The sequence below is a fragment of the Paraburkholderia sp. MM5384-R2 genome (assembly GCF_014201025.1).
Classification (GTDB): domain Bacteria; phylum Pseudomonadota; class Gammaproteobacteria; order Burkholderiales; family Burkholderiaceae; genus Paraburkholderia; species Paraburkholderia tuberum.
In genome coordinates, this window is sequence record NZ_JACHDI010000001.1 from 438,186 (window position 1) to 458,280 (window position 20,095).

Below are 20,095 nucleotides of genomic sequence, written 5' to 3' on the forward strand. Positions count from 1 at the left end.
GGACATGACTTATTCGGAACATCGCGCCGTCGCACCGGAAGTGTCGATCATCATTCCGGTGTACAACGAGGAAGCCGGACTGGCTGCGCTGTTCGCGCGCCTCTATCCGGCGCTCGACGCGCTCGGCACCGGTTATGAAGTGATCTTCATCAACGACGGCAGCCGCGACAAATCCGCGGCGCTGCTCGCCGGGCAGTTCCGCGCGCGCCCCGACACCACGCGCGTGATCCTGCTGAACGGCAACTACGGCCAGCACATGGCGATTCTCGCGGGCTTCGAGCAGTCGCGCGGCGACATCGTGATCACGCTCGACGCCGACCTGCAGAATCCGCCCGAGGAAATCGGCAAGCTCGTCGCGAAGATGCGCGAAGGTTTCGACTACGTCGGCACGATCCGTCGGCAGCGCCAGGACAGCCTGTGGCGCCGCAAGGCGTCGCGCGCGATGAATCATCTGCGCGAGCGCATCACGCGCATCAAGATGACCGACCAGGGCTGCATGCTGCGCGCCTACAGCCGCCATATCGTCGATACGATCAACCGCTGCGGCGAAATCAACACGTTCATCCCGGCGCTCGCGTACACGTTCGCGCAAAATCCGGTGGAAATCGAGGTCGCGCACGAGGAACGCTTCGCCGGTGAGTCGAAGTACTCGCTGTACTCGCTGATCCGTCTGAATTTCGACCTCGTCACCGGCTTCTCGGTGGTGCCGCTGCAATGGCTGTCGTTCATCGGCGTGATCCTGTCGCTAGGGTCTGCGGCGCTGTTCGTCCTGCTGCTGATTCGCCGTTTCATCATCGGCGCGGAAGTGCAAGGTGTGTTCACGCTGTTCGCCATCACGTTCTTCCTGCTCGGCGTGATCATCTTCGCGCTCGGCCTGCTCGGTGAATACATCGGCCGGATCTATCAGCAGGTGCGTGCGCGGCCGCGTTATCTGGTGCAGACCATTCTCGAGCAACGCGACGGCGGGGCCGTCGCCGAAGCGCCGCGTCAGACCGTCGTGCAAGGCGTGCAGCCGGTGCCGGTCGCCGACCAGGGACACCATCCATGAAGCCGCGCGCCGTCGTATTCGCGTATCACAACGTCGGCGTGCGCTGCCTGCAGGTGCTGCTCGCGCGCGGCGTCGAGGTCGCGCTCGTCGTGACCCACGAAGACAACCCGAGCGAGAACATCTGGTTCGACAGCGTCGCATCGGTGGCAGCCGGGCACGGCATTGCCGTCGTCACGCCGGCCGATCCGAAGAGCCCCGAACTGCGCGCCGCGGTGAGCGCCGCGCGGCCGGACTTCATCTTCTCGTTCTACTACCGCCACATGTTGCCGCTCGACCTGCTCGCGATCGCCGCACGGGGTGCTTACAACATGCACGGCTCGCTGTTGCCGAAGTATCGCGGCCGCGTGCCGACCAACTGGGCGGTGCTCAACGGCGAAAACGAAACCGGCGCAACGCTGCACGAAATGGCCGCGAAGCCCGACGCCGGCGCGATCATTGCGCAAACACCGGTGCCGATCCTGCCCGACGACACCGCCGCGCAGGTCTTCGACAAGGTCACGGTCGCCGCCGAGCAAACGCTGTGGCGCGTGCTGCCGGCGCTGCTCGCGGGCGAGGCGCCGCATCTGCCGAACGATCTCGCGCATGGCAGCTACTACGGCGGGCGCAAACCGGAAGACGGCCGCATCGACTGGAATCAGTCCGCGCAACAGGTCTACAACCTGATCCGCGCGGTCGCGCCGCCGTATCCGGGCGCTTTCACCGAGCTGAACGGGCGCCGTTTCATCGTCGCGCGCGCGCGTCTGGCCGCGCCCGGCGCGCTCCGCTCGGATTTGCCCCCGGGCCTGCACGTAAGCGATAATGCCGTTTTCGCGATCTGCGGCGACGGCCGCGCGATCAACATCCACGAATTGCGGCACCAGCACGACGGCGGCGAGTCTGCCGTCAGTCCGGCGGAGTTCGCCCAGCTCATCCAATCTCATTCATGAAAAAAGTCCTGATTCTGGGTGTGAATGGCTTCATCGGCCATCACCTGTCCAAACGCATTCTCGAAACCACCGACTGGGAAGTGTTCGGGATGGACATGCAGACCGAACGTCTCGGCGACCTCGTCAATCATGAGCGGATGCACTTCTTCGAAGGCGACATCACGATCAACAAGGAATGGGTCGAATATCACGTCAAGAAGTGCGATGTGATTCTGCCGCTCGTCGCGATCGCCACGCCCGCAACGTATGTGAAGCAGCCGCTGCGCGTGTTCGAACTCGACTTCGAGGCGAACCTGCCGATCGTGCGTTCAGCCGTCAAGTACGGCAAGCATCTGGTGTTTCCGTCGACCTCCGAGGTCTACGGCATGTGCACGGACGAGCAGTTCGATCCGGAAGAATCGCAGCTGTCGTACGGCCCGATCAACAAGCCGCGCTGGATCTACGCGTGCTCGAAGCAGCTGATGGACCGCGTGATCTGGGGCTACGGCATGGAAGGCCTGAACTTCACGCTGTTCCGTCCGTTCAACTGGATCGGCCCGGGCCTCGACTCGATCTACACGCCGAAGGAAGGTAGCTCGCGCGTGGTCACGCAGTTCCTCGGCCACATCGTGCGCGGCGAGAACATCAGCCTCGTCGATGGCGGCGCGCAGAAGCGCGCGTTCACGGACATCGACGACGGCATCAGCGCGCTGATGAAGATCATCGAGAACAAGAACGGCGTCGCCACCGGCAAGATCTACAACATCGGCAACCCGATCAACAACTTCTCGGTGCGTGAGCTCGCGCACAAGATGCTGACACTCGCGGCCGAATTCCCCGAGTACGCGGACTCGGCCAGGAAGGTGCAACTGGTCGAAACGTCGTCGGGCGCGTACTACGGCAACGGCTATCAGGACGTGCAGAACCGCGTGCCGAAGATCGACAATACGAAGCAGGAACTCAGCTGGGCACCCACGTCGACTTTCGACGAAGCGCTGCGCAAGATTTTCGAAGCGTATCGCGGCCACGTCGCGGAAGCCCGCGCACTCGTCGAACAGCAATAAGGGCGCGTCCTTGGCTCGCATCGTCCTGAAGATCGACGTCGACACGCTGCGCGGCACCCGCGAAGGCGTGCCGCATCTCGCGCGCATCTTCGACCGCTTCAAGGCGCGCGCCACCTTCCTGTTCAGCCTCGGGCCCGACCACACCGGTTGGGCGATGCGCCGTGTGCTGCGGCCGGGCTTTCTGAAGAAGGTGTCGCGCACGTCGGTGCTCGAGCATTACGGCGTCAGGCAGTTGATGTACGGCGTGCTGCTGCCCGGTCCGGACATCGGCGCGAAGGCCGCGGCCGAGATGCGCGCGATCCACGAAGCCGGCTTCGAGTGCGGCATCCATACGTGGGATCACGTGTACTGGCAGGACAACGTGCGCGCCAAAGATCGCGCGTGGACCGTCGCGCAGATGCAGCGGAGCCACGCGCGGTTCATCGAGATATTCGGCGCGCCGCCCGTCACGCACGGCGCCGCGGGCTGGCAGATGAACGGCCACGCGTTCGAGCAGATCGACGCGTGGGGCATGCGCTACGCTTCCGACGGCCGCGGCCACTCGCCATATCTGCCGGTGGTCGACGGCAGGACGCTGAAGCACGTGCAGCTGCCGACCACGCTCCCGACGCTCGACGAAGTGCTCGGTGTCGATGGTGTCGATACGCACAACGTCGCCGCGTGGATGCTGAAACAAACTGAAAAAAATCCGCACGACCAGGTGTTCACGCTGCACGCCGAACTCGAAGGACAGAAACTCGCGCCGGTTTTCGAACAGTTGCTCGAAGGCTGGCGCGCCCAGGGCCACACGTTCGCGACGATGGGCGATTACTACGCCACGCTAGACCGCGAGACGCTGCCATCGTACCCTGTCGCGTGGGGCGAGATTCCGGGACGCTCAGGCGAACTGATCGTCCAGCCCTGAAGGCCCGCGACGCGGGAGTCGTTGGAAGGCGCGCCGCTTGTTGCGCGCCCGTTGCCCGCCCGTTGCCCGCCCGTTGCCCGCCTGTTGCCCGCTTCCTGCCGGGTCTGACGATCGGACAACCGCGCGCCGACCGTATTCCCGAACAACAACAACCTCGACGACAGACCGGCCGACGCCGCGGCACCTAGCGACGCCAGCCCCAATAACCGGAGAACCTCGTGTCCATCGCAGTCGACCAACCCATCCCCGACTTCACCGCCGCCGCGACGGGCGGCGAAATCACGCTGTCAAAGCTGCGGGGCAAGAAGGTGGTGCTGTATTTCTATCCGAAGGACAACACGCCGGGCTGCACGACCGAAGGGTTGCAGTTCCGCGATCTGTATCCGAAGTTCAAGAAAGCCGGCGCGGAAGTGATCGGCGTGTCGCGCGACAGCCTGCGTTCACATGACAACTTCAAGGCTAAGCTCGAACTACCCTTCCCGCTGATTTCCGACCCGGAAGAAACGCTGTGCGCCCTCTTCGCCGTCATCAAAATGAAGAAAATGTATGGCAAAGAGGTACGGGGAATCGAGCGCTCCACGTTCCTCATCGACGCCGATGGCGTGCTGCGCCACGAGTGGCGCGGCGTTAAAGTGCCGGGCCACGTCGACGACATTCTGGAGGCTGTACAAGCGCTTTGATGCGCGTTATATTGGCCCGCAATGAGTGCCTGTCCACCCCACATTGTTCTCCGCAGCGCCAGCCCTGACGGCCGCCTGACCGGATCCACCGGTGCCGTTCGGAGCGTGAGGCGCAACGTGAGCATCATCGTCGAGCCGCTTGCCCCGAATGCCGGGGCGGCGGCTTTTTTAATTGCGCGCGACCGTTCGTTCATCGGTTCACGCGCTTCCGTCAAGGAGCCTATCGAAAACCAGGCGAACCGGCATCTCTAGACCGAATGCGCGCCTCCTCGCGCAGACTCGATGTCCCGTGAGGGCATCGTCAGAATGCGACGGGCGGCGCACGATATGTGACCCGATCATTTCGAGGGAAACCATGCCTTTGCCTACTCCCCCCAACAAGCTCGGCAATCTTTTGTCGGCTGACGAATACAAGGCCAAAGCCGTCACGCCCGCGCGCTCCACCACGAAAAAACAGGCGCGTGAAGGGGAATCCGCAGAGTCGGCCGATTACGGCCGCGCCAATGTCGCCACACCGATGGCGCAGGCCGCCAACGCCGCCACTACGTTGTGGCCCGTGCCCGCCGTCGAGTCGCCGCCCGCCGCGCAACCCGCGCCCGCGCGCGGCCGCAAGGCCAGGCAGACCGCCGCTCTGTTGCAGCCGGTTCCGTCCGCGCGAGCGCAGCTCGAAGCCGACGCGGCCGAAGCGCAGCCGGTCGTCGCACGCGCGCCCGCCGCGAAGCAGCGCACGGACGAAACAGCCGCCGCGCCCGCCGCAGCGAGCCCTGCGGCCACGCGCAAGAAACGTGGCACGGGCGCCACGCCAGCCGAGGTGCAGAAGCTTTTCGTGCTCGACACCAACGTGCTGATGCACGATCCGAGCTGCCTGTTCCGCTTCGAGGAGCACGACGTCTATCTGCCGATGATGACGTTGGAAGAGCTCGACAACCACAAGAAGGGAATGTCGGAAGTCGCGCGTAACGCGCGTCAGGTGAGCCGCACGCTCGACGCGCTCGTCGCGAACGCGGGCGACATGGCCGACGGCATTTCGCTCGCGCGTCTGGGCAGCCGCGAGGCGTCCGGGCGGCTGTACTTCCAGACCCGGCTGACCGCGATCGAGCCGGTCGAAGGTCTGCCCGAAGGCAAGGCCGACAACCAGATCCTCGGCGTCGTGCGCGCGCTGCAGCGCGATCGCGCGGATCGCCAGGTCGTGCTGGTGTCGAAAGACATCAACATGCGCATCAAGGCGCATGCGCTCGGTCTGCCCGCCGAAGACTACTTCAACGACCAGGTGCTCGAGGACAGCGACCTGCTGTACACGGGCATCCGCGCGCTGCCGCAAGACTTCTGGACCCGGCACGCGAAGGGCATGGAAAGCTGGCAGGACACGAAAACCGGCACCACGTACTACCGCGTGACGGGTCCGCTGTGCGCATCGATGCTGGTCAACGAGTTCGTTTATCTGGAGCCGCAGAACGGCGAGCCCGCGTTTCATGCGCTGGTGCGCGAACTGAACGGCAAGACCGCGCTGCTGCAAACGCTGCGTGACTATGGCCACCACAAGAACAACGTGTGGGGCATCACGGCGCGCAATCGCGAGCAGAACTTCGCGCTGAACCTGCTGATGAATCCGGACATCGACTTCGTCACGCTGCTCGGCCAGGCCGGCACCGGCAAGACGCTGGTCGCACTCGCGGCGGGTCTCGCGCAGGTGCTCGACGACAAGCGCTACAACGAGATCATCGTGACGCGCGCGACGGTGCCGGTCGGCGAAGACATCGGCTTTCTGCCGGGCACCGAAGAGGAAAAGATGCAGCCGTGGATGGGTGCGTTCGACGACAACCTCGAAGTGCTGCAGAAAACCGACGACGCCGCCGGCGAATGGGGCCGCGCCGCGACCCAGGAGCTGATCCGCTCGCGCCTGAAGATCAAGAGCATGAACTTCATGCGCGGCCGCACGTTCGTCGACAAGTATCTGATCATCGACGAGGCGCAGAACCTGACGCCGAAGCAGATGAAGACGCTCGTCACGCGCGCGGGTCCGGGCACGAAGATCATCTGCCTTGGCAACATCGCGCAGATCGATACGCCTTACCTGACCGAGGGCAGTTCGGGCCTGACCTATGTGGTCGATCGCTTCAAGGGCTGGGCGCACAGCGGACACGTGACGCTCGCGCGCGGCGAGCGCTCGCGCCTCGCTGATTACGCGTCGGAGATTCTCTAGCGGTTTGCCGGTTTTTTTTGGCGTTTGATCGCAGGCCGCGTCCGGTTCGTTCTGGACGCGGCCCTTTTTATTGCGTGGGCGTTCCACGCAGGCAACACTTAGCGCACAAACTTCAAGTAATTTATCAACAATTCTTGCCGCAGCCTTGTTGGGCGGCTACCATCCCGACATCGTCAGTGAGTAAACGGGCGCTTACCGCCCGTGCCGTCTTCATGCGCCGACTCGCCTTATCGCTGCTGCCCGTCCTGCTGCTCGCCGCCTGTGCCGGTGCGCCGCAGAAGACGTCGCGCGGGTCAGGCGGCAGCGTCGTCGCGAACGGCGCCTATCGCGCGCCGCCGCCCGACTTTCCCCACTTCGTCGATCACAGCATCGGCCGCGAGGAAATCTCCATTCAGGCGATGAGTCTCGTCGGCGTGCCCTACCGTTGGGGCGGCAATACGCCCGACAGCGGCTTCGATTGCAGCGGGCTCGTGCGGTACGTCGTGCTGCGCGCGGCGTCGGTGAACCTGCCGCGCACGACGGCCGAGATGAGCGGGCGCGGCGAGTCGATCGAACCGGACGAAATCGCGCCAGGCGATCTGATCTTTTTCAACACGACGGGGCGCGCGCATTCGCACGTCGGCATCTACGTGGGCAAGCTGCGCTTCGTCAACGCGCCATCGACGGGCGGCACCGTGCGGCTCGACTATCTGACCAATCCCTACTGGGCGAAGCGCTTCGACGGCATCCGCCGGATGGCGGGACCGGCGGCAACGCCGGCGCCGTTCGATACGCCGAGCTATCAGGCTGCGGCGCCGCAAACCGAGCGAGGTGCTGCGGCCGCGGCGACGGGCACGGCAACAACCGTGGCAGCTCCGGCAGCGTCGATCTACGCGGGCCCGACGGCGCTGTCCAGCCCGGCGTCGATGGCAACGGCCCGGCCGGTCGCGAGCGCGCCGCCGGCGACCCGTGCAGGCCGCGGCACGCCCGTCGTGCAAGCCGATCAATTCGAGCCGCCGCCGTCGGGCCTCGGCGCCGCGCAGTTGCAGGCACGCTCAGCGGGCGCCGTGGCAGCGACGATGGTCCCCGCGGCTCAGACGAGCACGTATGAAAGCGGCGCTCGTTCGCCCGCTCAACCGATGCAGTCCGCGACGACCGCTCGCACCCTTGCCCAACCTTCACCCGACCCGATCGACGCCGCCGCCGATGCCTTCGAACCGCCGCCACCCGCCTCCATCGCGGAACGCCAGGCGCGGCAGATGCAGCAGACCGAAGGCACTGGATCCGTGCAGCTCATGCGTGCGTCGACGGCTTCCCACGGCGTGCCCGCACCCACGCAAAGCAGCGACGACCCGATCGCCCGTTTCGCGAACGGCAACTTCTGACGCCGTGATCTGCTATCGTCATCGATATTCTTTCGACGGCGGGTAACGACCATGGAACTCGGGCTCAGAAATAAGGTGGTGCTCATCACCGGCGGCAGCAAAGGCATCGGTTTCGCGTGCGCGCGCGCCTTCGCACAGGAAGGCGCGAAGGTCGCGATCGTGTCGCGCGACCCCGCCAACCTTGCGCGCGCCTACGAACAGCTGAAACAGGAAGGATTCCACGTGCACCGCACGCGCGCCGACCTGCACGAAGCGCACAGCGCCGCCGATATCGTCGAGGAAGTCAGCACCGCCGTGGGCCCGATCGACGTACTGATCAACAGTGCCGGCGCCGCGCGCCGGTACGACCCCGAGACGCTCGATGCCGACGCATTCCGCGCGACGATGGAAGCGAAGTATTTCCCGTATATCTATCCGCAGCAGGAAGTGCTGCGCCGTATGGCCGAGCGCGCGAAAGCCAACGGCGGTGCCGAGCCGGGCACGATCGTCAACATCATCGGCATGGGCGGCAAGGTCGCGAGCGACATCCATATCGCAGGCGGCGCGGCCAACGCGGCGCTGATGCTCGCGACCGTCGGCCTCGCGCACTACTACGCGCGCTATGGCATCCGCATCAACGCGATCAATCCGGGCTCGACGCTGACCGAGCGCGTCGAGGAAGCGGTCCGGCTGGAAGCGGCGCAGCAAGGCATTGGCAACGACGAAGCGCTGGCGCGCGGCCAGGCCCGGATGCCGCTCGGGCGCTATGCAAAGCCGGAGGAAATCGCCGACGTGGCGCTGTTCCTCGCGAGCCGCCGGGCGAGCTATGTGACGGGCGCGATCATTCCGATGGATGGTGCGAATGCGCCGCTGATCTGAACGCGTCGTGCAACGCGCTTTTTAGTCGAACTGCGTAGGGACACCGGTGCGATGCCATGGGCGGCATGTAGCCGAAGCCCGCGCGTGCTGTTCAGCCAAACTCAGCCGAACCCGGCAGCGCAGGCCTGCATCGCATGGTGATTACAGGAAGTGGTGGCCCAGCCACCAGGCCCCGCCGGACAGCACCGCGGAAGCCGGGATCGTCAGAATCCAGGCCCAGACGATGTTGCCGGCGACACCCCAGCGCACCGCGCTCAGCTTCTGCGTCGCGCCGACTCCGACGATCGCGCCGGTGATCGTATGCGTGGTAGAGACGGGAATGCCGAGCGCCGAGGCGGTAAAAAGCGTGATCGCTCCGCCCGCCTCCGCGCAGAAGCCGCCGACCGGCTTCAACTTCGTGATTTTCTGGCCCATCGTGCGCACGATGCGCCAGCCACCGAACAGCGTACCGAGACCCATCGACAGATAGCAGCCGCCGATCACCCACAGCGGCGGCGCGTCCGCCTTCATCGACGCGAAGCCGGTGGCGATCAGTAGCATCCAGATGATGCCGATGGTTTTCTGCGCGTCGTTGCCACCGTGACCCAGGCTGTACAGGCCGGCGGAGAACAATTGCAGACGCCTGAAGCGACGGTCGACCTTGCTAGGCGGCGTGCGGAAGTACAGCCACGACACCAGCAGCATGAAAAACGAGCCGAGCACGAAGCCGAGCAGCGGTGAAATGAAGATGAACGCGACGGTCTTCATCAGGCCATCCCAGTTCAGCGATCCCCAGCCAGACTTCGCGAGCGCCGCACCCACGAGGCCGCCGATCAGCGCGTGCGACGAACTGGACGGAATGCCGTAGACCCAGGTGATCACGTTCCACGCGATCGCGCCGACCAACGCGCCGAAGATCACGTAGTGGTCGACTATGTCGGGGTCGATCGTGCCCTTGCCGACGGTCGTGGCCACCTTCAGGTGAAACACGAAATACGCGATGACGTTGAACGCCGCCGCGAACGCCACCGCCTGCTGTGGCTTCAGCACGCCGGTCGACACGACCGTGGCGATCGAATTCGCCGCGTCGTGAAAGCCGTTCATGAAGTCGAACACCAAAGCAATGGCAACCAGGCCGGTGACGACCCAGATAGCGAGTTGTATCGATTGCATTATGCGTTTTCCAGCACGATGCCTTCGATAATGTTGGCCACATCCTCACACTTGTCCGTGATCGTTTCGAGCAGCTCGTAGATCGCCTTGAGCTTGATCAGGACCTTGACGTCGTCTTCCTCGCGGAACAGCTTCGACATCGCCGCGCGCAGCACGCTGTCGGCTTCCGATTCGAGCCGGTCGATGTCCTCGCAGGCCTTCAGGATCTGGCTCGCCTGCTTCATGTCCGACAGCAGGCTGACCGCGAACTGCACGCGCTCGCAGGTCGCCGTGCAGATATGCGCGAGCTGGCTCGCCTCCGACGTGACCGCTTGCACGTCGTACAGCGAGATCGCGGTGGCGACGTCCTCCATCAGGTCGAGGATGTCGTCCATCGTCGTGATCAGCTTGTGGATCTCGTCGCGGTCAAGCGGCGTGATGAAGGTCTTGTGCAGCAGGTCGATGGCTTCGTGCGTGAGCTTGTCGGCCGCTTTCTCGGCCTTTTGTACGTTCTGCTTGTGGGTTTCGGCGTCCTGCAGATTGTCGATCAGGAGTTCGAGTTCGCGGCTTGCCGAGATGATGCACGTTGCGTGCGCATTGAAGATTTCAAAGAACTTGCCCTCGGTGGGCATGAATCGACCGAACATTGGGATCCTGGAAATGGGTCACGTTATGGCTGACATAAAACCGCCATATTGTACCGTTCCGCCATCATTGCCGCACTCGCGACAGCGCCGTTACAACAGCCCACGGCGCCTCGCGTCACTCGCCGCCGTAGAAGTTCTGCGCGCCCGCAAAGTTGTCGAACTTCGTGTATTGGCCGTGGAACGTGAGCCGAACGGGACCGATCGGACCGTTCCGCTGCTTGCCGATGATGATCTCCGCGGTGCCCTTGTCGGGGCTGTCCGGGTTGTACACTTCGTCGCGGTAGATGAACAGGATCACGTCGGCGTCCTGTTCGATAGCGCCCGATTCGCGCAGGTCCGACATGATTGGCCGCTTGTTGGGCCGCTGCTCGAGACCGCGGTTCAGCTGCGACAACGCGATCACCGGCACGTCGAGCTCCTTCGCGAGGCTCTTCAGCGAACGCGAGATTTCCGAGATTTCGGTCGCGCGATTTTCGCCCGACGACGAACCGCTCATCAGCTGCAGATAGTCGATGATGATCAGTCCGAGCTTGCCGCACTGGCGCGATAGCCGGCGCGCGCGCGAGCGCAGTTCCATCGGGTTCAGACCGCCGGTTTCGTCGATGAAGATCTGTGCCTCGCTCATTTTCTGCACCGCGTGCGTGAGCTTCGGCCAATCCTCGTCGGTCAGGCGCCCGGTTCGCATGCGATGCTGGTCGAGCCGGCCGACCGAGCCCAGCATACGCATCGTGAGCTGCGTGCCCGGCATTTCCATCGAGAACACCGCGACGGGTAGTCCGTACTCGACCGCGACGTATTCGCCGACGTTCATCGAAAACGCCGTCTTACCCATCGACGGACGGCCCGCGACGATGATCAGCTCGCCGCCGTGCATGCCCGAGGTCATACGATCCAGATCGACGAAACCGGTCGGCGTGCCGGTCACGTCGCTCGGATTGGCGGTGTGATAGAGCGTGTCGATCCGCTCGACCACCTGGGTCAGCAGCGGCCCGATCTCGAGAAAGCCCTGGGTGCCGCGCGCGCCGTCTTCGGCGATCGAGAACACCTTCGATTCCGCTTCGTCCAGCAATTGCCGGACTTCCTTGCCTTGCGGGTTGAACGCATCGGCGGAGATTTCATCGGCGACCGACACGAGCCGGCGCAGCACCGCGCGGTCGCGCACGATTTCCGCATAGCGGCGGATGTTGGCCGCACTCGGCGTGTTCTGCGCGAGCGCGTTCAGGTAAGCGAGGCCGCCGACTTCTTCCGCCTTGCCCGAGGTGCCGAGCGCTTCGTAGACGGTGACCACGTCGGCCGGCCGCGTGGCCGCAATCAGCTTGCCGATGTGCTCGAAGATGATGCGGTGGTCGTAGCGGTAGAAGTCGCTTTGCGCGAGGAAGTCGGCGATGCGGTCCCAGGCCGCGTTATCGAGCAGCAGGCCGCCCAGCACCGATTGCTCGGCTTCGATCGAATGCGGCGGGACTTTCAGCGACTCGAGTTGGGGATCTTTGGACGGTGCGTTCATGGGGAGGAATTATCGGGCAATCCGGCGACGGCTGCGAGCGGAAAAAACGCAAATACGGGGATATACGAGAGATAGTCGGGCACAAAAAAAGCAGGGGCCGGTTTCCCGGCCCCTGCTCTTCACCAGCAATACGCTGGCTGATCCTGCTTGATGCTTGGATGCGGTCGGCTTAGACGTGCTCGCCGATCACGGCCACCGTCACATCGACGAGAACGTCGGTGTGCAGCGAAACCTGAACCGGGTGCTCGCCAACCATCTTCAGCGGGCCTTCCGGCAGACGCACTTGCGCCTTTTCCACTGCGAAGCCTTGCTTGCCGAGCGCTTCGGCGATGTCAGCGTTCGTCACCGAGCCGAACAGACGGCCGTCGACGCCAGCCTTCTGATTGACCTGAACGGTCTGGCCTGCCAGCTTTTCGCCTTGAGCCTGAGCGGCTGCCAGCTTTTCAGTGGCGTGCTTTTCGAGTTCTGCGCGGCGCACTTCGAATTCAGCGAGGGCTTCCTTCGTTGCACGGCGAGCTTTCTTGTTCGGGATCAGGAAGTTACGTGCGTAACCGTCCTTGACCTTCACGATGTCGCCGAGGTTACCCAGATTGACGACTTTTTCCAGAAGAATGATTTGCATTCGGATGCTCCTTATCGCGTCGTCGGGTTAGGCCTTGTGCTGGTCGGTGTACGGCACCAGCGCGAGGAAACGTGCGCGCTTGATAGCCGTATCCAGCTGGCGTTGATAATGCGCCTTGGTACCCGTGAGACGTGCCGGCGTGATCTTGCCGTTCTCGCCGATGAAGTCCTTCAGCGTTTCGATGTCTTTGTAGTCGATGTACTCGACGCCAGCAGCCGTGAAACGGCAGAACTTCTTGCGCTTGAAGAGCGGGTTCTGTTGCTGACGACGCTTGTCGAATTTCTTACCAGTCGGGCGGGGCATGATTAGTCCTTTCCAATGTCCTGCAATGCTGTGATGTGAAATACCAGAGTTCGCGCGTTACGGTGCTTTTTAGCCAGAAAACCTGTGAAGAGCGTTTCGACGCCCATCTGACAGTTTTCGAGCTTACCGCTCGCTTCGCCCGCGGCGACCGCCTGCATGGTCAGTTCGACCTGACGGGCAATGCCCGCCTCGACGACTTCCGTGCGGTGGTGCAACGTGCAGCTTGCAATCGGAACGCCGGCGGGGGTGTACCGCACCGGTTCGCGTTCGACGACGCTCGCCGTAAGTTGCAGCCGGTTCATGTACCTGTTTATGTCTTCGTGTACGAGAGCGGAGCGACGCTGCGTGTCTGGCAGCTTAAATAATGAGTCTTAAGCCTGCGCTTCGGTCGGCTGAGCTGCTGCCGACTTCTTGGCTTCTTCGCGCTGCACTTCCTTCATCATCGGCGACGGGCCGGTTTCGGCCTTCTTCATCTTGACGATGAGGTGACGCAGAACGGCGTCGTTGAACTTGAACGCGTGTTCCAGCTCGTCGAGCGTGGTCTGGTCGCACTCGATGTTCATGCAGACGTAGTGAGCCTTCGCGAGTTTCTCGATCATGTAGGCCAGTTGGCGACGGCCCCAGTCTTCGACGCGGTGGATCTGACCACCGTGCGACGTGATCGTGCCCTTGTAACGCTCGATCATGGCGGGCACCTGCTCGCTTTGATCGGGATGCACGATAAAGACGATTTCGTAATGACGCATTACACACTCCTTGTGCTGACTTTTGGATAGAAGCCGCCCGGGCGTCGGAACCGGTGCGGCAAGTGAGAAGCCCAAGAGTCTAACCCGAATGGGGACGGGTTGCAAGGAATTCCGCCGATTCGGCGGGGGAATCGGATGTGTTTTCAAGAGCTTAGGGTGGTGGGTCGCGGAAGTCGGGCCGTCCTTGCCCCTCAACCCGCTTCCGTGCGCTGGCTGCCGCTCTGCAAACGCGCTCTGAGCGCCGCTTCGAGTCCCTTGAGCGCATCGGGCGCGGCGTCCGAGATCGCCCACCAGGTCATGCCCGCCGCGTCCCAGTGCGCGATCGAATAGCCGTCGTGGGCGGGCGATGCCGGCGCCGCGCCGTCAATGCCACGCGTCGTGGACTGCGGAAACACATACAGGTCGATCACGTGCTTGCCGTAGCGGTACACGAGCACCGCGACCCGCTGGTGCGCGAGGTAGTCGAGCCGCCCCCCCTCCAGCGCGAAGCCGGCCGCCGCGAGGTCCTCGACCGGCGGCGAATAGTCGAGCCGACCGTTGAACCATGGCTTGACCGTGTGACGGTCGGTCGAAATTACGTCGATGTCGCGGCCGGAAACCTGCGCGCGCACATGGCTTTCGATGAGTTCGTCGGTGAATGGCGTGAATTCGGCGGGACCGCGCAGCGTCAGCGTCAGGACAGCGGTGGCCACACACAGCGCGATCACGAGCACCGCGAGACCGCCGCGCGCGACCACGCGGTTGGCACCCCCGGCGGCATGCGGTCCGTTGACGCCGATTAGCCGGCCGCGTGAATCGCCCGAGCGACCCGGACCGCTGAAGCCACTGAGCCACCGGTCGAGCCACGCGGGCCGCCGCGCCCAGCGACGCTGACGCTGAGGTTCGTACGTCGCCATGTCGGTCATCCCGGCGCTAGCGCTGCCGGTAGACTCCTCCTCCGCATCTTCAGGCGCCGCCGTCGTGGCCAACCCCGCAGTTCCTCCCTCTACCGCGCCGGGCAAGCCCGCCACGATCCGCGCCCGCAACGACTGCGGCGCCCGATGATACGGCGCCGCGCGCAGCGCGCCGCTCAGCGCGCGCAGGTTGTCGCTCGCGCGCCGGCAGTCGTCGCAGCTCTCGATATGCTGCTGGACCCGGCGCGCATCGGGTGCCGGCAGTTCGTGATCGGCATTCGCCTCGAGGAGCCGCCGAGCTTCGTTACAGTCCATCCGGCGTCTCCTGAGCGGGGTCGGCGGCAGCGCCGGGAATGTTGAGGGGCCGGCCGTCGGCAAACGCCCGGAGTTGCGTCACTGTTGCGGTGGCGGGCACGACCGCCGATGATGCCGCGCGGCCGTCGCCGGAACTTCGCGGTGCCCGGTCGGAGGGCGCGCAGGGCGTGGACGACCCCGAGGGCGCGACTGCCGCCGACTGCACGACTCGCCCGGACTGCGCCCCCTGCTTCAGCGGCGCTTGCGTCGACCCGCGCCGGTCACCCTGCCCGCCTTTGCGCCCCCCGCCAACCGACTCCCCCCCGCCTCGCTGCTGCGCCATCAACGCCTCCGCCAGCTTGCGCCGCCCACGCGCGAGCCGCGACATCACCGTACCGATCGGCAGATCGGCCACCACCGCGATCTCCCGATATCCCATCTCCTCGAGCTCGCGCAAGATCAGCACCTCGCGATACTCGACCGGCAAACGCGCCAACGCGTCGTGTACCTGGCGTGCATCCTCGTCGCGGATCAGCAGCGTCTGCGGATCGTCGCCGCCCGCGCTCCAGCCGTCGAGGGTCGCGTCGTCCATCGTTTCGTCGAATTCGAGCATGTCGTGCAATGGCGCGCGACGGCGCCATTCCGTGTACCAGGTGCGGCGCACGATCGCGAGCAGCCACGGCCGCGCGGAGTCGCCGCGAAACGTATCGAAGAAGCGGAACGCGCGCATGAACACTTCCTGCACGACGTCCTCGGCATCGTTCGGATTGCCGCACAGCCAGCGCGCGAGGTTGTACGCGGCGTCGAGATGCGGCAACGCCAGCTGCTGGAAGCGGCGGCTTTTCGCTGCATCGGCATCGGCGTCTGAATCGGTCTGGACCACGTGGGCCCCTCCAAGGGCATGGCGGCTGCGTCGTGCGGGTCGCTGTCGCGCGTCCCGCGTGGTGTCGTTCCTGACGTGTCTTTCACAGCAGAACTGGCCATAGCCCGAGTTTATTCCCGACTCAGGCGAGCATTCGCAAGAAAGACCGCGATCGCCTGCGCGCGCCGCTCGCCAGCTAGTACGATGGCCGGTTCCAGTAGTCGTCGCTCGCGTACACGTCTTTCAGATAGTCGATGAAATAGCGTACGCGCGCCGGCACGAAGCGCTGCTGCGGATAGACCGCAAGAATGTCGTAATCGGGCAGCGCATATTCGTCGAGCACGGTTTCGAGCTCGCCGCGCGCGAGCTGCCGCTGGATTTCCCACGTCGAACGCCAGCCGAGTCCGAGCCCCTCCGAAACCCAGCGATGCAGCAGTTCGCCATCGTTGCAGTCGAGCGAGCCGCCCACCCGCACCGTCGCGAGCTTGCCGTTGCGGCGGAAATACCAGCCGCGGTTCTGCCCGCCTTGCAGATTGAACGCGAGACAGTTGTGGGCCGGCAGGTCCTCGAGCGTCTTCGGCTTGCCGTGACGGCGAAAATAGTCGGGCGTACCGCACACCACGCGCCGGTTCGACGCGAGCTTCACCGCGACGAAGTTCGGATCGACCGCGCCGCCGATGCGGATCGACAGATCGTAGCCCTCGCGCACCAGATCGACGACCCGGTCGGTCAGATTGAACGACATCTGCAACTCGGGTTTGTCGCGCAGAAATGCCGGCGCGAGCGGCGCGACGTGCTTACGCCCGAACGCCGCGGGCGCCGACACGATCAGATGGCCGTTCACCGCGCGGCGCCCCGCGCTCAGTTCGTTTTCCGCCTGATCCCATTCGCTGAGAAGCCCGCGGCAGCGTTCGAGAAACGCGGCGCCGTCCTCGCTGACGACGAGCCGCCGTGTCGTGCGATACATCAGCTTCACGCCGAGGCGCTTCTCGAGCGCGTCGATGCGCCGCCCGAGAATCACCGGCGACACCCCTTCCTCGAGCGCCGCCGCCGCGAGACTGCCCGCATCGGCGACCCGCACGAAGGTTTCGATCTGTTTGAAGCGGTCCATGTTCGTCTCCCACCTGTCTCTTGCCGGGCTGATGCCGGCCGTGCGCCGGGCTTCACGTCATTCCATACTCTTTGTTTCGGAATAAGCGACCCGGACTGATCTTATCAAACCTTTGGCGCAGGCCTACAGTGTCCCTCAACCGACGTAATTCCCGACCTTGAGGAGACATTCATGGCCAAAATGAGAGCCGTCGACGCCGCCGTTCTGGTGCTCGAAAAAGAAGGCATCGATACCGCGTTCGGCGTGCCGGGCGCCGCGATCAACCCGTTCTACTCGGCGATGCGCAAAGCCGGCGGCATCAGCCACGTGCTCGCGCGCCATGTGGAGGGTGCGTCGCACATGGCCGAGGGCTACACCCGCGCGCAGCCGGGCAACATCGGCGTGTGCATCGGCACCTCGGGCCCCGCCGGCACCGACATGATCACCGGTTTGTACTCCGCGCAGGCCGACTCGATTCCTATTCTGGCTATCACAGGCCAGGCGCCGCGCGCGCGTCTGTACAAGGAAGACTTCCAGGCCGTCGATATCGAATCGATCGCCAAGCCCGTCACCAAGTGGGCCGTGACCGTGCGCGAGCCGGCGCTGGTGCCGCGTGTGTTCCAGCAGGCGTTCCATCTGATGCGCTCGGGCCGCCCGGGCCCGGTGCTGGTCGATCTGCCCATCGACGTGCAGCTCGCCGAAATCGAATTCGACATCGACACGTACGAGCCGCTGCCGGTCTACAAGCCGAAGGCGACCCGCAAGCAGATCGAAGCCGCGTTGACGATGCTGAACAACTCGGACAAACCGCTGATCGTCTCGGGTGGCGGTGTGCTGAACGCCGCCGCTGAAGATTTGCTCGTGACGTTCGCCGAAACCATCGGCGTACCGGTGATCCCGACGCTGATGTCGTGGGGCGCGATTCCCGACGATCACCCGCTGATGGTCGGCATGGTCGGTCTGCAGACCTCGCATCGCTATGGCAACGCGACGATGCTCGCGTCCGACTTCGTGCTCGGCATCGGCAACCGCTGGGCCAACCGTCACACCGGCAGTGTCGATGTCTATACGAAGGGGCGCAAGTTCGTGCACGTCGACATCGAGCCGACGCAGATCGGCCGCGTGTTCGGCCCGGATCTTGGCATCGTGTCGGACGCGAAGGCCGCGCTCGAACTGTTCGTCGAAGTCGCCAGCGAATGGAAGGCCGCGGGCAAGCTGAAAGATCGCGCCGCGTGGGTTGCCGATTGCCAGCAACGCAAGCGCACGCTGCAGCGCAAGACGCACTTCGACAACGTGCCGATGAAGCCGCAGCGCGTCTACGAAGAGATGAACCAGGTGTTCGGCCGCGACACGTGCTACGTGAGCACGATCGGCCTGTCGCAGATCGCCGCCGCGCAATTCCTGCACGTGTACAAGGCGCGCAACTGGATCAACTGCGGCCAGGCCGGCCCGCTCGGCTGGACGATTCCGGCGGCGCTCGGCGTGCGCGCGGCCGACCCGCAACGGCCGATCGTCGCGCTGTCGGGCGACTACGACTTCCAGTTCATGATCGAGGAGCTCGCGGCCGGCGCGCAATTCAAGCTGCCGTACGTGCATGTCGTCGTGAACAACTCGTACCTCGGGCTGATTCGCCAGGCGCAGCGCGCGTTCGAGATGGACTACTGCGTGCAGCTCGGCTTCGAGAACATCAACTCGCCGGAGATGAATGGCTATGGCGTCGATCACGTCGCCGTCGCCGAAGGTCTCGGCTGCAAGGCGATTCGCGTGTTCAAGCCGGAAGAGCTGAAGCCGGCGCTGCAAAAAGCGCAGTCGATGCTCGCCGAGTTCAACGTGCCGGTGATCGTCGAAGTGATTCTCGAGCGCGTGACCAACATCTCGATGGGCACCGAGATCGACGCGATCAACGAGTTCGAGGAACTCGCGGAAAAGCGCGAGGACGCGCCGACGGCGATCAGCCTGCTCGATTGAGCGTTGCGTCTTCGCGGTATTCGCAGCATTCGGCGTGCTCGATGCGCGAGGGCCGAGTTTATGCTCCGCGCCCTCGCCTCATCACGACCAGCGCGCCACTCCCTGACCGACCTGAGAGACAAAAGCACCATGCCTAAATTCGCAGCGAACCTGACGATGCTGTTCAACGAAGTGCCGTTCCTCGACCGTTTCGCGGCAGCGGCCAACGCCGGCTTTCATGCCGTCGAATTCCTGTTTCCCTATCCGTATTCGATCGCCGAATTGAGCGAACGTCTGCAACAGAACCACCTCAAGCTGGTGCTGCACAACTTGCCGGCCGGCAACTGGGAAGCCGGCGAACGCGGCATCGCGTGCCTGCCCGATCGGGTCGCCGAGTTTCAGGAAGGCGTGGGCCGCGCGATCGAATACGCAAGCGCGTTGAAGGTGCCGCAACTGAACTGCCTCGTTGGCATTCCGGGCGCGAACGTCGACGCCGACACCGCCCGCGCGACGATCGTCGACAACCTGCGCTTTGCCGCGCGCGAGCTCAAGAAGGCCGGCATCCGGCTGCTCGTCGAGCCATGCAACTCGTACGACATTCCGGGCTTCGCGCTGAACCGTTCGCGCGACGGACTCGACGTGATTCGCGAGGTCGGCTCGGACAATCTGTTCCTGCAATATGACATCTATCACATGCAGCGGATGGAAGGCGAACTCGCGGCGACGATCGAAAAGAACCTCGCGCAAATAGCGCATATCCAGCTCGCGGACAACCCCGGGCGGCACGAACCGGGCACCGGCGAGATCAATTATCCGTATCTGTTCGCGCTGCTCGACTCGCTCGGCTACGACGGCTACGTCGGTTGCGAATACAAGCCGCGCACGACGACCGATGCCGGCCTCGGCTGGGTGCAAAGCGTGGCAGGTCAGGCGCGTGGCGCGGCGCATGCGGCGGCTTGAGGCGCCTTGGGGTTCCTGATGGAACCCCGAAGCCTCAACGCACGCCCCCTATAACCCTGGAGATACACAC

21 protein-coding genes are annotated in these 20,095 nt (G+C 64.3%); 11 read left to right on the plus strand and 10 right to left on the minus strand.

Features of this window, described 5'->3' with window-relative positions:
• Positions 1-4: 4 nt before the first annotated feature.
• The 9 genes from HDG37_RS02090 to HDG37_RS02125 all read left to right on the plus strand — a co-directional run bounded on the left by HDG37_RS02090 (position 5) and on the right by HDG37_RS02125 (position 9,026).
• A complete protein-coding gene (locus tag HDG37_RS02090) occupies positions 5-1,048 on the plus strand; it encodes a glycosyltransferase (RefSeq protein WP_184029067.1) in 1,044 nt (347 codons plus the stop codon).
• The gene (locus tag HDG37_RS02095; RefSeq protein WP_184043917.1) at positions 1,045-1,974 is read left to right on the plus strand and encodes a formyltransferase; all 930 of its coding nucleotides are present in this window, start codon (positions 1,045-1,047) and stop codon (positions 1,972-1,974) included. The genes HDG37_RS02090 and HDG37_RS02095 overlap by 4 nt, the downstream gene beginning before the upstream one ends.
• Positions 1,971-3,017 (plus strand): bifunctional UDP-4-keto-pentose/UDP-xylose synthase, encoded by a 1,047-nt coding sequence (locus HDG37_RS02100; protein ID WP_184043919.1) that lies wholly within the window; start codon positions 1,971-1,973, stop codon positions 3,015-3,017. Before HDG37_RS02095 ends, HDG37_RS02100 begins: the two co-directional genes overlap by 4 nt.
• A 10-nt stretch (positions 3,018-3,027) precedes the next feature.
• Positions 3,028-3,921 (plus strand): polysaccharide deacetylase family protein, encoded by an 894-nt coding sequence (locus tag HDG37_RS02105; RefSeq protein ID WP_184043921.1) that lies wholly within the window; start codon positions 3,028-3,030, stop codon positions 3,919-3,921.
• Between the two features lie 218 nt (positions 3,922-4,139).
• The gene (locus tag HDG37_RS02110) at positions 4,140-4,601 is read left to right on the plus strand and encodes a peroxiredoxin (protein ID WP_090804577.1); all 462 of its coding nucleotides are present in this window, start codon (positions 4,140-4,142) and stop codon (positions 4,599-4,601) included.
• A 117-nt stretch (positions 4,602-4,718) separates the two neighbouring features.
• Entirely contained in the window at positions 4,719-4,853 is a 135-nt protein-coding gene (locus tag HDG37_RS38960) for a hypothetical protein (protein ID WP_260321379.1), read from the plus strand.
• A gap of 103 nt (positions 4,854-4,956) precedes the next feature.
• Positions 4,957-6,804 carry a PhoH family protein gene (locus tag HDG37_RS02115; protein ID WP_184043923.1) on the plus strand — a complete coding sequence of 616 codons (1,848 nt, stop codon included), beginning with the start codon at positions 4,957-4,959 and terminating at the stop codon, positions 6,802-6,804.
• 212 nt (positions 6,805-7,016) lie between these two features.
• Positions 7,017-8,168, plus strand: a complete 1,152-nt coding sequence (locus HDG37_RS02120) for an NlpC/P60 family protein (RefSeq protein WP_184043925.1) — start codon at positions 7,017-7,019, stop codon at positions 8,166-8,168.
• A gap of 51 nt (positions 8,169-8,219) precedes the next feature.
• Positions 8,220-9,026: an SDR family oxidoreductase gene (locus HDG37_RS02125; protein WP_090804571.1), complete on the plus strand. Its 807-nt coding sequence runs from the start codon at positions 8,220-8,222 to the stop codon at positions 9,024-9,026.
• A gap of 141 nt (positions 9,027-9,167) precedes the next feature.
• On the opposite strand, the gene HDG37_RS02130 is transcribed toward HDG37_RS02125, so the two are convergent.
• The 10 genes from HDG37_RS02130 to HDG37_RS02175 all read right to left on the minus strand — a co-directional run bounded on the left by HDG37_RS02130 (position 9,168) and on the right by HDG37_RS02175 (position 17,139).
• Positions 9,168-10,178, minus strand: coding sequence for an inorganic phosphate transporter (locus HDG37_RS02130; RefSeq protein ID WP_184029113.1), 1,011 nt, complete (start codon positions 10,176-10,178; stop codon positions 9,168-9,170).
• On the minus strand, positions 10,178-10,804 hold the full coding sequence (locus HDG37_RS02135) for a DUF47 domain-containing protein (RefSeq protein ID WP_184043927.1): 627 nt from the start codon (positions 10,802-10,804) through the stop codon (positions 10,178-10,180). The genes HDG37_RS02130 and HDG37_RS02135 overlap by 1 nt, the downstream gene beginning before the upstream one ends.
• A 115-nt stretch (positions 10,805-10,919) precedes the next feature.
• Positions 10,920-12,308 (minus strand): replicative DNA helicase, encoded by a 1,389-nt coding sequence (locus HDG37_RS02140; RefSeq protein ID WP_090804563.1) that lies wholly within the window; start codon positions 12,306-12,308, stop codon positions 10,920-10,922.
• Positions 12,309-12,477: 169 nt separating this feature from the next.
• Positions 12,478-12,930: a 50S ribosomal protein L9 gene (rplI, locus tag HDG37_RS02145; protein ID WP_184043929.1), complete on the minus strand. Its 453-nt coding sequence runs from the start codon at positions 12,928-12,930 to the stop codon at positions 12,478-12,480.
• Positions 12,931-12,957: 27 nt separating this feature from the next.
• Complete coding sequence (rpsR, locus tag HDG37_RS02150) at positions 12,958-13,233, minus strand: 30S ribosomal protein S18 (RefSeq protein ID WP_013588504.1); 276 nt, start codon at positions 13,231-13,233, stop codon at positions 12,958-12,960.
• A 2-nt stretch (positions 13,234-13,235) separates the two neighbouring features.
• Positions 13,236-13,535: a primosomal replication protein N gene (priB, locus tag HDG37_RS02155; protein ID WP_008922420.1), complete on the minus strand. Its 300-nt coding sequence runs from the start codon at positions 13,533-13,535 to the stop codon at positions 13,236-13,238.
• A gap of 69 nt (positions 13,536-13,604) precedes the next feature.
• The gene (gene rpsF / locus HDG37_RS02160) at positions 13,605-13,979 is read right to left on the minus strand and encodes a 30S ribosomal protein S6 (RefSeq protein ID WP_090804556.1); all 375 of its coding nucleotides are present in this window, start codon (positions 13,977-13,979) and stop codon (positions 13,605-13,607) included.
• A gap of 191 nt (positions 13,980-14,170) precedes the next feature.
• Positions 14,171-15,187 carry an anti-sigma factor gene (locus HDG37_RS02165; RefSeq protein WP_184043931.1) on the minus strand — a complete coding sequence of 339 codons (1,017 nt, stop codon included), beginning with the start codon at positions 15,185-15,187 and terminating at the stop codon, positions 14,171-14,173.
• On the minus strand, positions 15,177-16,049 hold the full coding sequence (locus HDG37_RS02170; RefSeq protein WP_184043934.1) for an RNA polymerase sigma factor: 873 nt from the start codon (positions 16,047-16,049) through the stop codon (positions 15,177-15,179). The genes HDG37_RS02165 and HDG37_RS02170 overlap by 11 nt, the downstream gene beginning before the upstream one ends.
• Positions 16,050-16,224: 175 nt before the next feature.
• Positions 16,225-17,139, minus strand: coding sequence for a substrate binding domain-containing protein (locus HDG37_RS02175; RefSeq protein WP_184043936.1), 915 nt, complete (start codon positions 17,137-17,139; stop codon positions 16,225-16,227).
• A gap of 171 nt (positions 17,140-17,310) precedes the next feature.
• On the opposite strand from HDG37_RS02175, the gene gcl reads away from it, so the two are divergent.
• Both gcl and otnI read left to right on the plus strand, forming a co-directional pair.
• Positions 17,311-19,086 (plus strand): glyoxylate carboligase, encoded by a 1,776-nt coding sequence (gene gcl, locus HDG37_RS02180; RefSeq protein ID WP_184043938.1) that lies wholly within the window; start codon positions 17,311-17,313, stop codon positions 19,084-19,086.
• 129 nt (positions 19,087-19,215) lie between these two features.
• Positions 19,216-20,025, plus strand: coding sequence for a 2-oxo-tetronate isomerase (gene otnI / locus HDG37_RS02185; RefSeq protein WP_184043940.1), 810 nt, complete (start codon positions 19,216-19,218; stop codon positions 20,023-20,025).
• The last annotated feature ends 70 nt before the right edge of the window (positions 20,026-20,095 follow it).

Excerpts from the sequence above, each read along its gene's own strand:
- HDG37_RS02090 (WP_184029067.1), top strand. The coding sequence starts at position 5 with ATGACTTATTCGGAACATCGCGCCGTCGCACCGGAAGTGTCGATCATC.
- HDG37_RS02095 (WP_184043917.1), top strand. The coding sequence starts at position 1,045 with ATGAAGCCGCGCGCCGTCGTATTCGCGTATCACAACGTCGGCGTGCGC.
- HDG37_RS02100 (WP_184043919.1), top strand. The coding sequence starts at position 1,971 with ATGAAAAAAGTCCTGATTCTGGGTGTGAATGGCTTCATCGGCCATCAC.
- HDG37_RS02115 (WP_184043923.1), top strand. The coding sequence starts at position 4,957 with ATGCCTTTGCCTACTCCCCCCAACAAGCTCGGCAATCTTTTGTCGGCT.
- HDG37_RS02120 (WP_184043925.1), top strand. The coding sequence starts at position 7,017 with ATGCGCCGACTCGCCTTATCGCTGCTGCCCGTCCTGCTGCTCGCCGCC.
- HDG37_RS02125 (WP_090804571.1), top strand. The coding sequence starts at position 8,220 with ATGGAACTCGGGCTCAGAAATAAGGTGGTGCTCATCACCGGCGGCAGC.
- HDG37_RS02130 (WP_184029113.1), bottom strand. The coding sequence starts at position 10,178 with ATGCAATCGATACAACTCGCTATCTGGGTCGTCACCGGCCTGGTTGCC.
- HDG37_RS02135 (WP_184043927.1), bottom strand. The coding sequence starts at position 10,804 with ATGTTCGGTCGATTCATGCCCACCGAGGGCAAGTTCTTTGAAATCTTC.
- HDG37_RS02140 (WP_090804563.1), bottom strand. The coding sequence starts at position 12,308 with ATGAACGCACCGTCCAAAGATCCCCAACTCGAGTCGCTGAAAGTCCCG.
- rplI (WP_184043929.1), bottom strand. The coding sequence starts at position 12,930 with ATGCAAATCATTCTTCTGGAAAAAGTCGTCAATCTGGGTAACCTCGGC.
- rpsR (WP_013588504.1), bottom strand. The coding sequence starts at position 13,233 with ATGCCCCGCCCGACTGGTAAGAAATTCGACAAGCGTCGTCAGCAACAG.
- priB (WP_008922420.1), bottom strand. The coding sequence starts at position 13,535 with ATGAACCGGCTGCAACTTACGGCGAGCGTCGTCGAACGCGAACCGGTG.
- rpsF (WP_090804556.1), bottom strand. The coding sequence starts at position 13,979 with ATGCGTCATTACGAAATCGTCTTTATCGTGCATCCCGATCAAAGCGAG.
- HDG37_RS02165 (WP_184043931.1), bottom strand. The coding sequence starts at position 15,187 with ATGGACTGTAACGAAGCTCGGCGGCTCCTCGAGGCGAATGCCGATCAC.
- HDG37_RS02175 (WP_184043936.1), bottom strand. The coding sequence starts at position 17,139 with ATGGACCGCTTCAAACAGATCGAAACCTTCGTGCGGGTCGCCGATGCG.
- gcl (WP_184043938.1), top strand. The coding sequence starts at position 17,311 with ATGGCCAAAATGAGAGCCGTCGACGCCGCCGTTCTGGTGCTCGAAAAA.
- otnI (WP_184043940.1), top strand. The coding sequence starts at position 19,216 with ATGCCTAAATTCGCAGCGAACCTGACGATGCTGTTCAACGAAGTGCCG.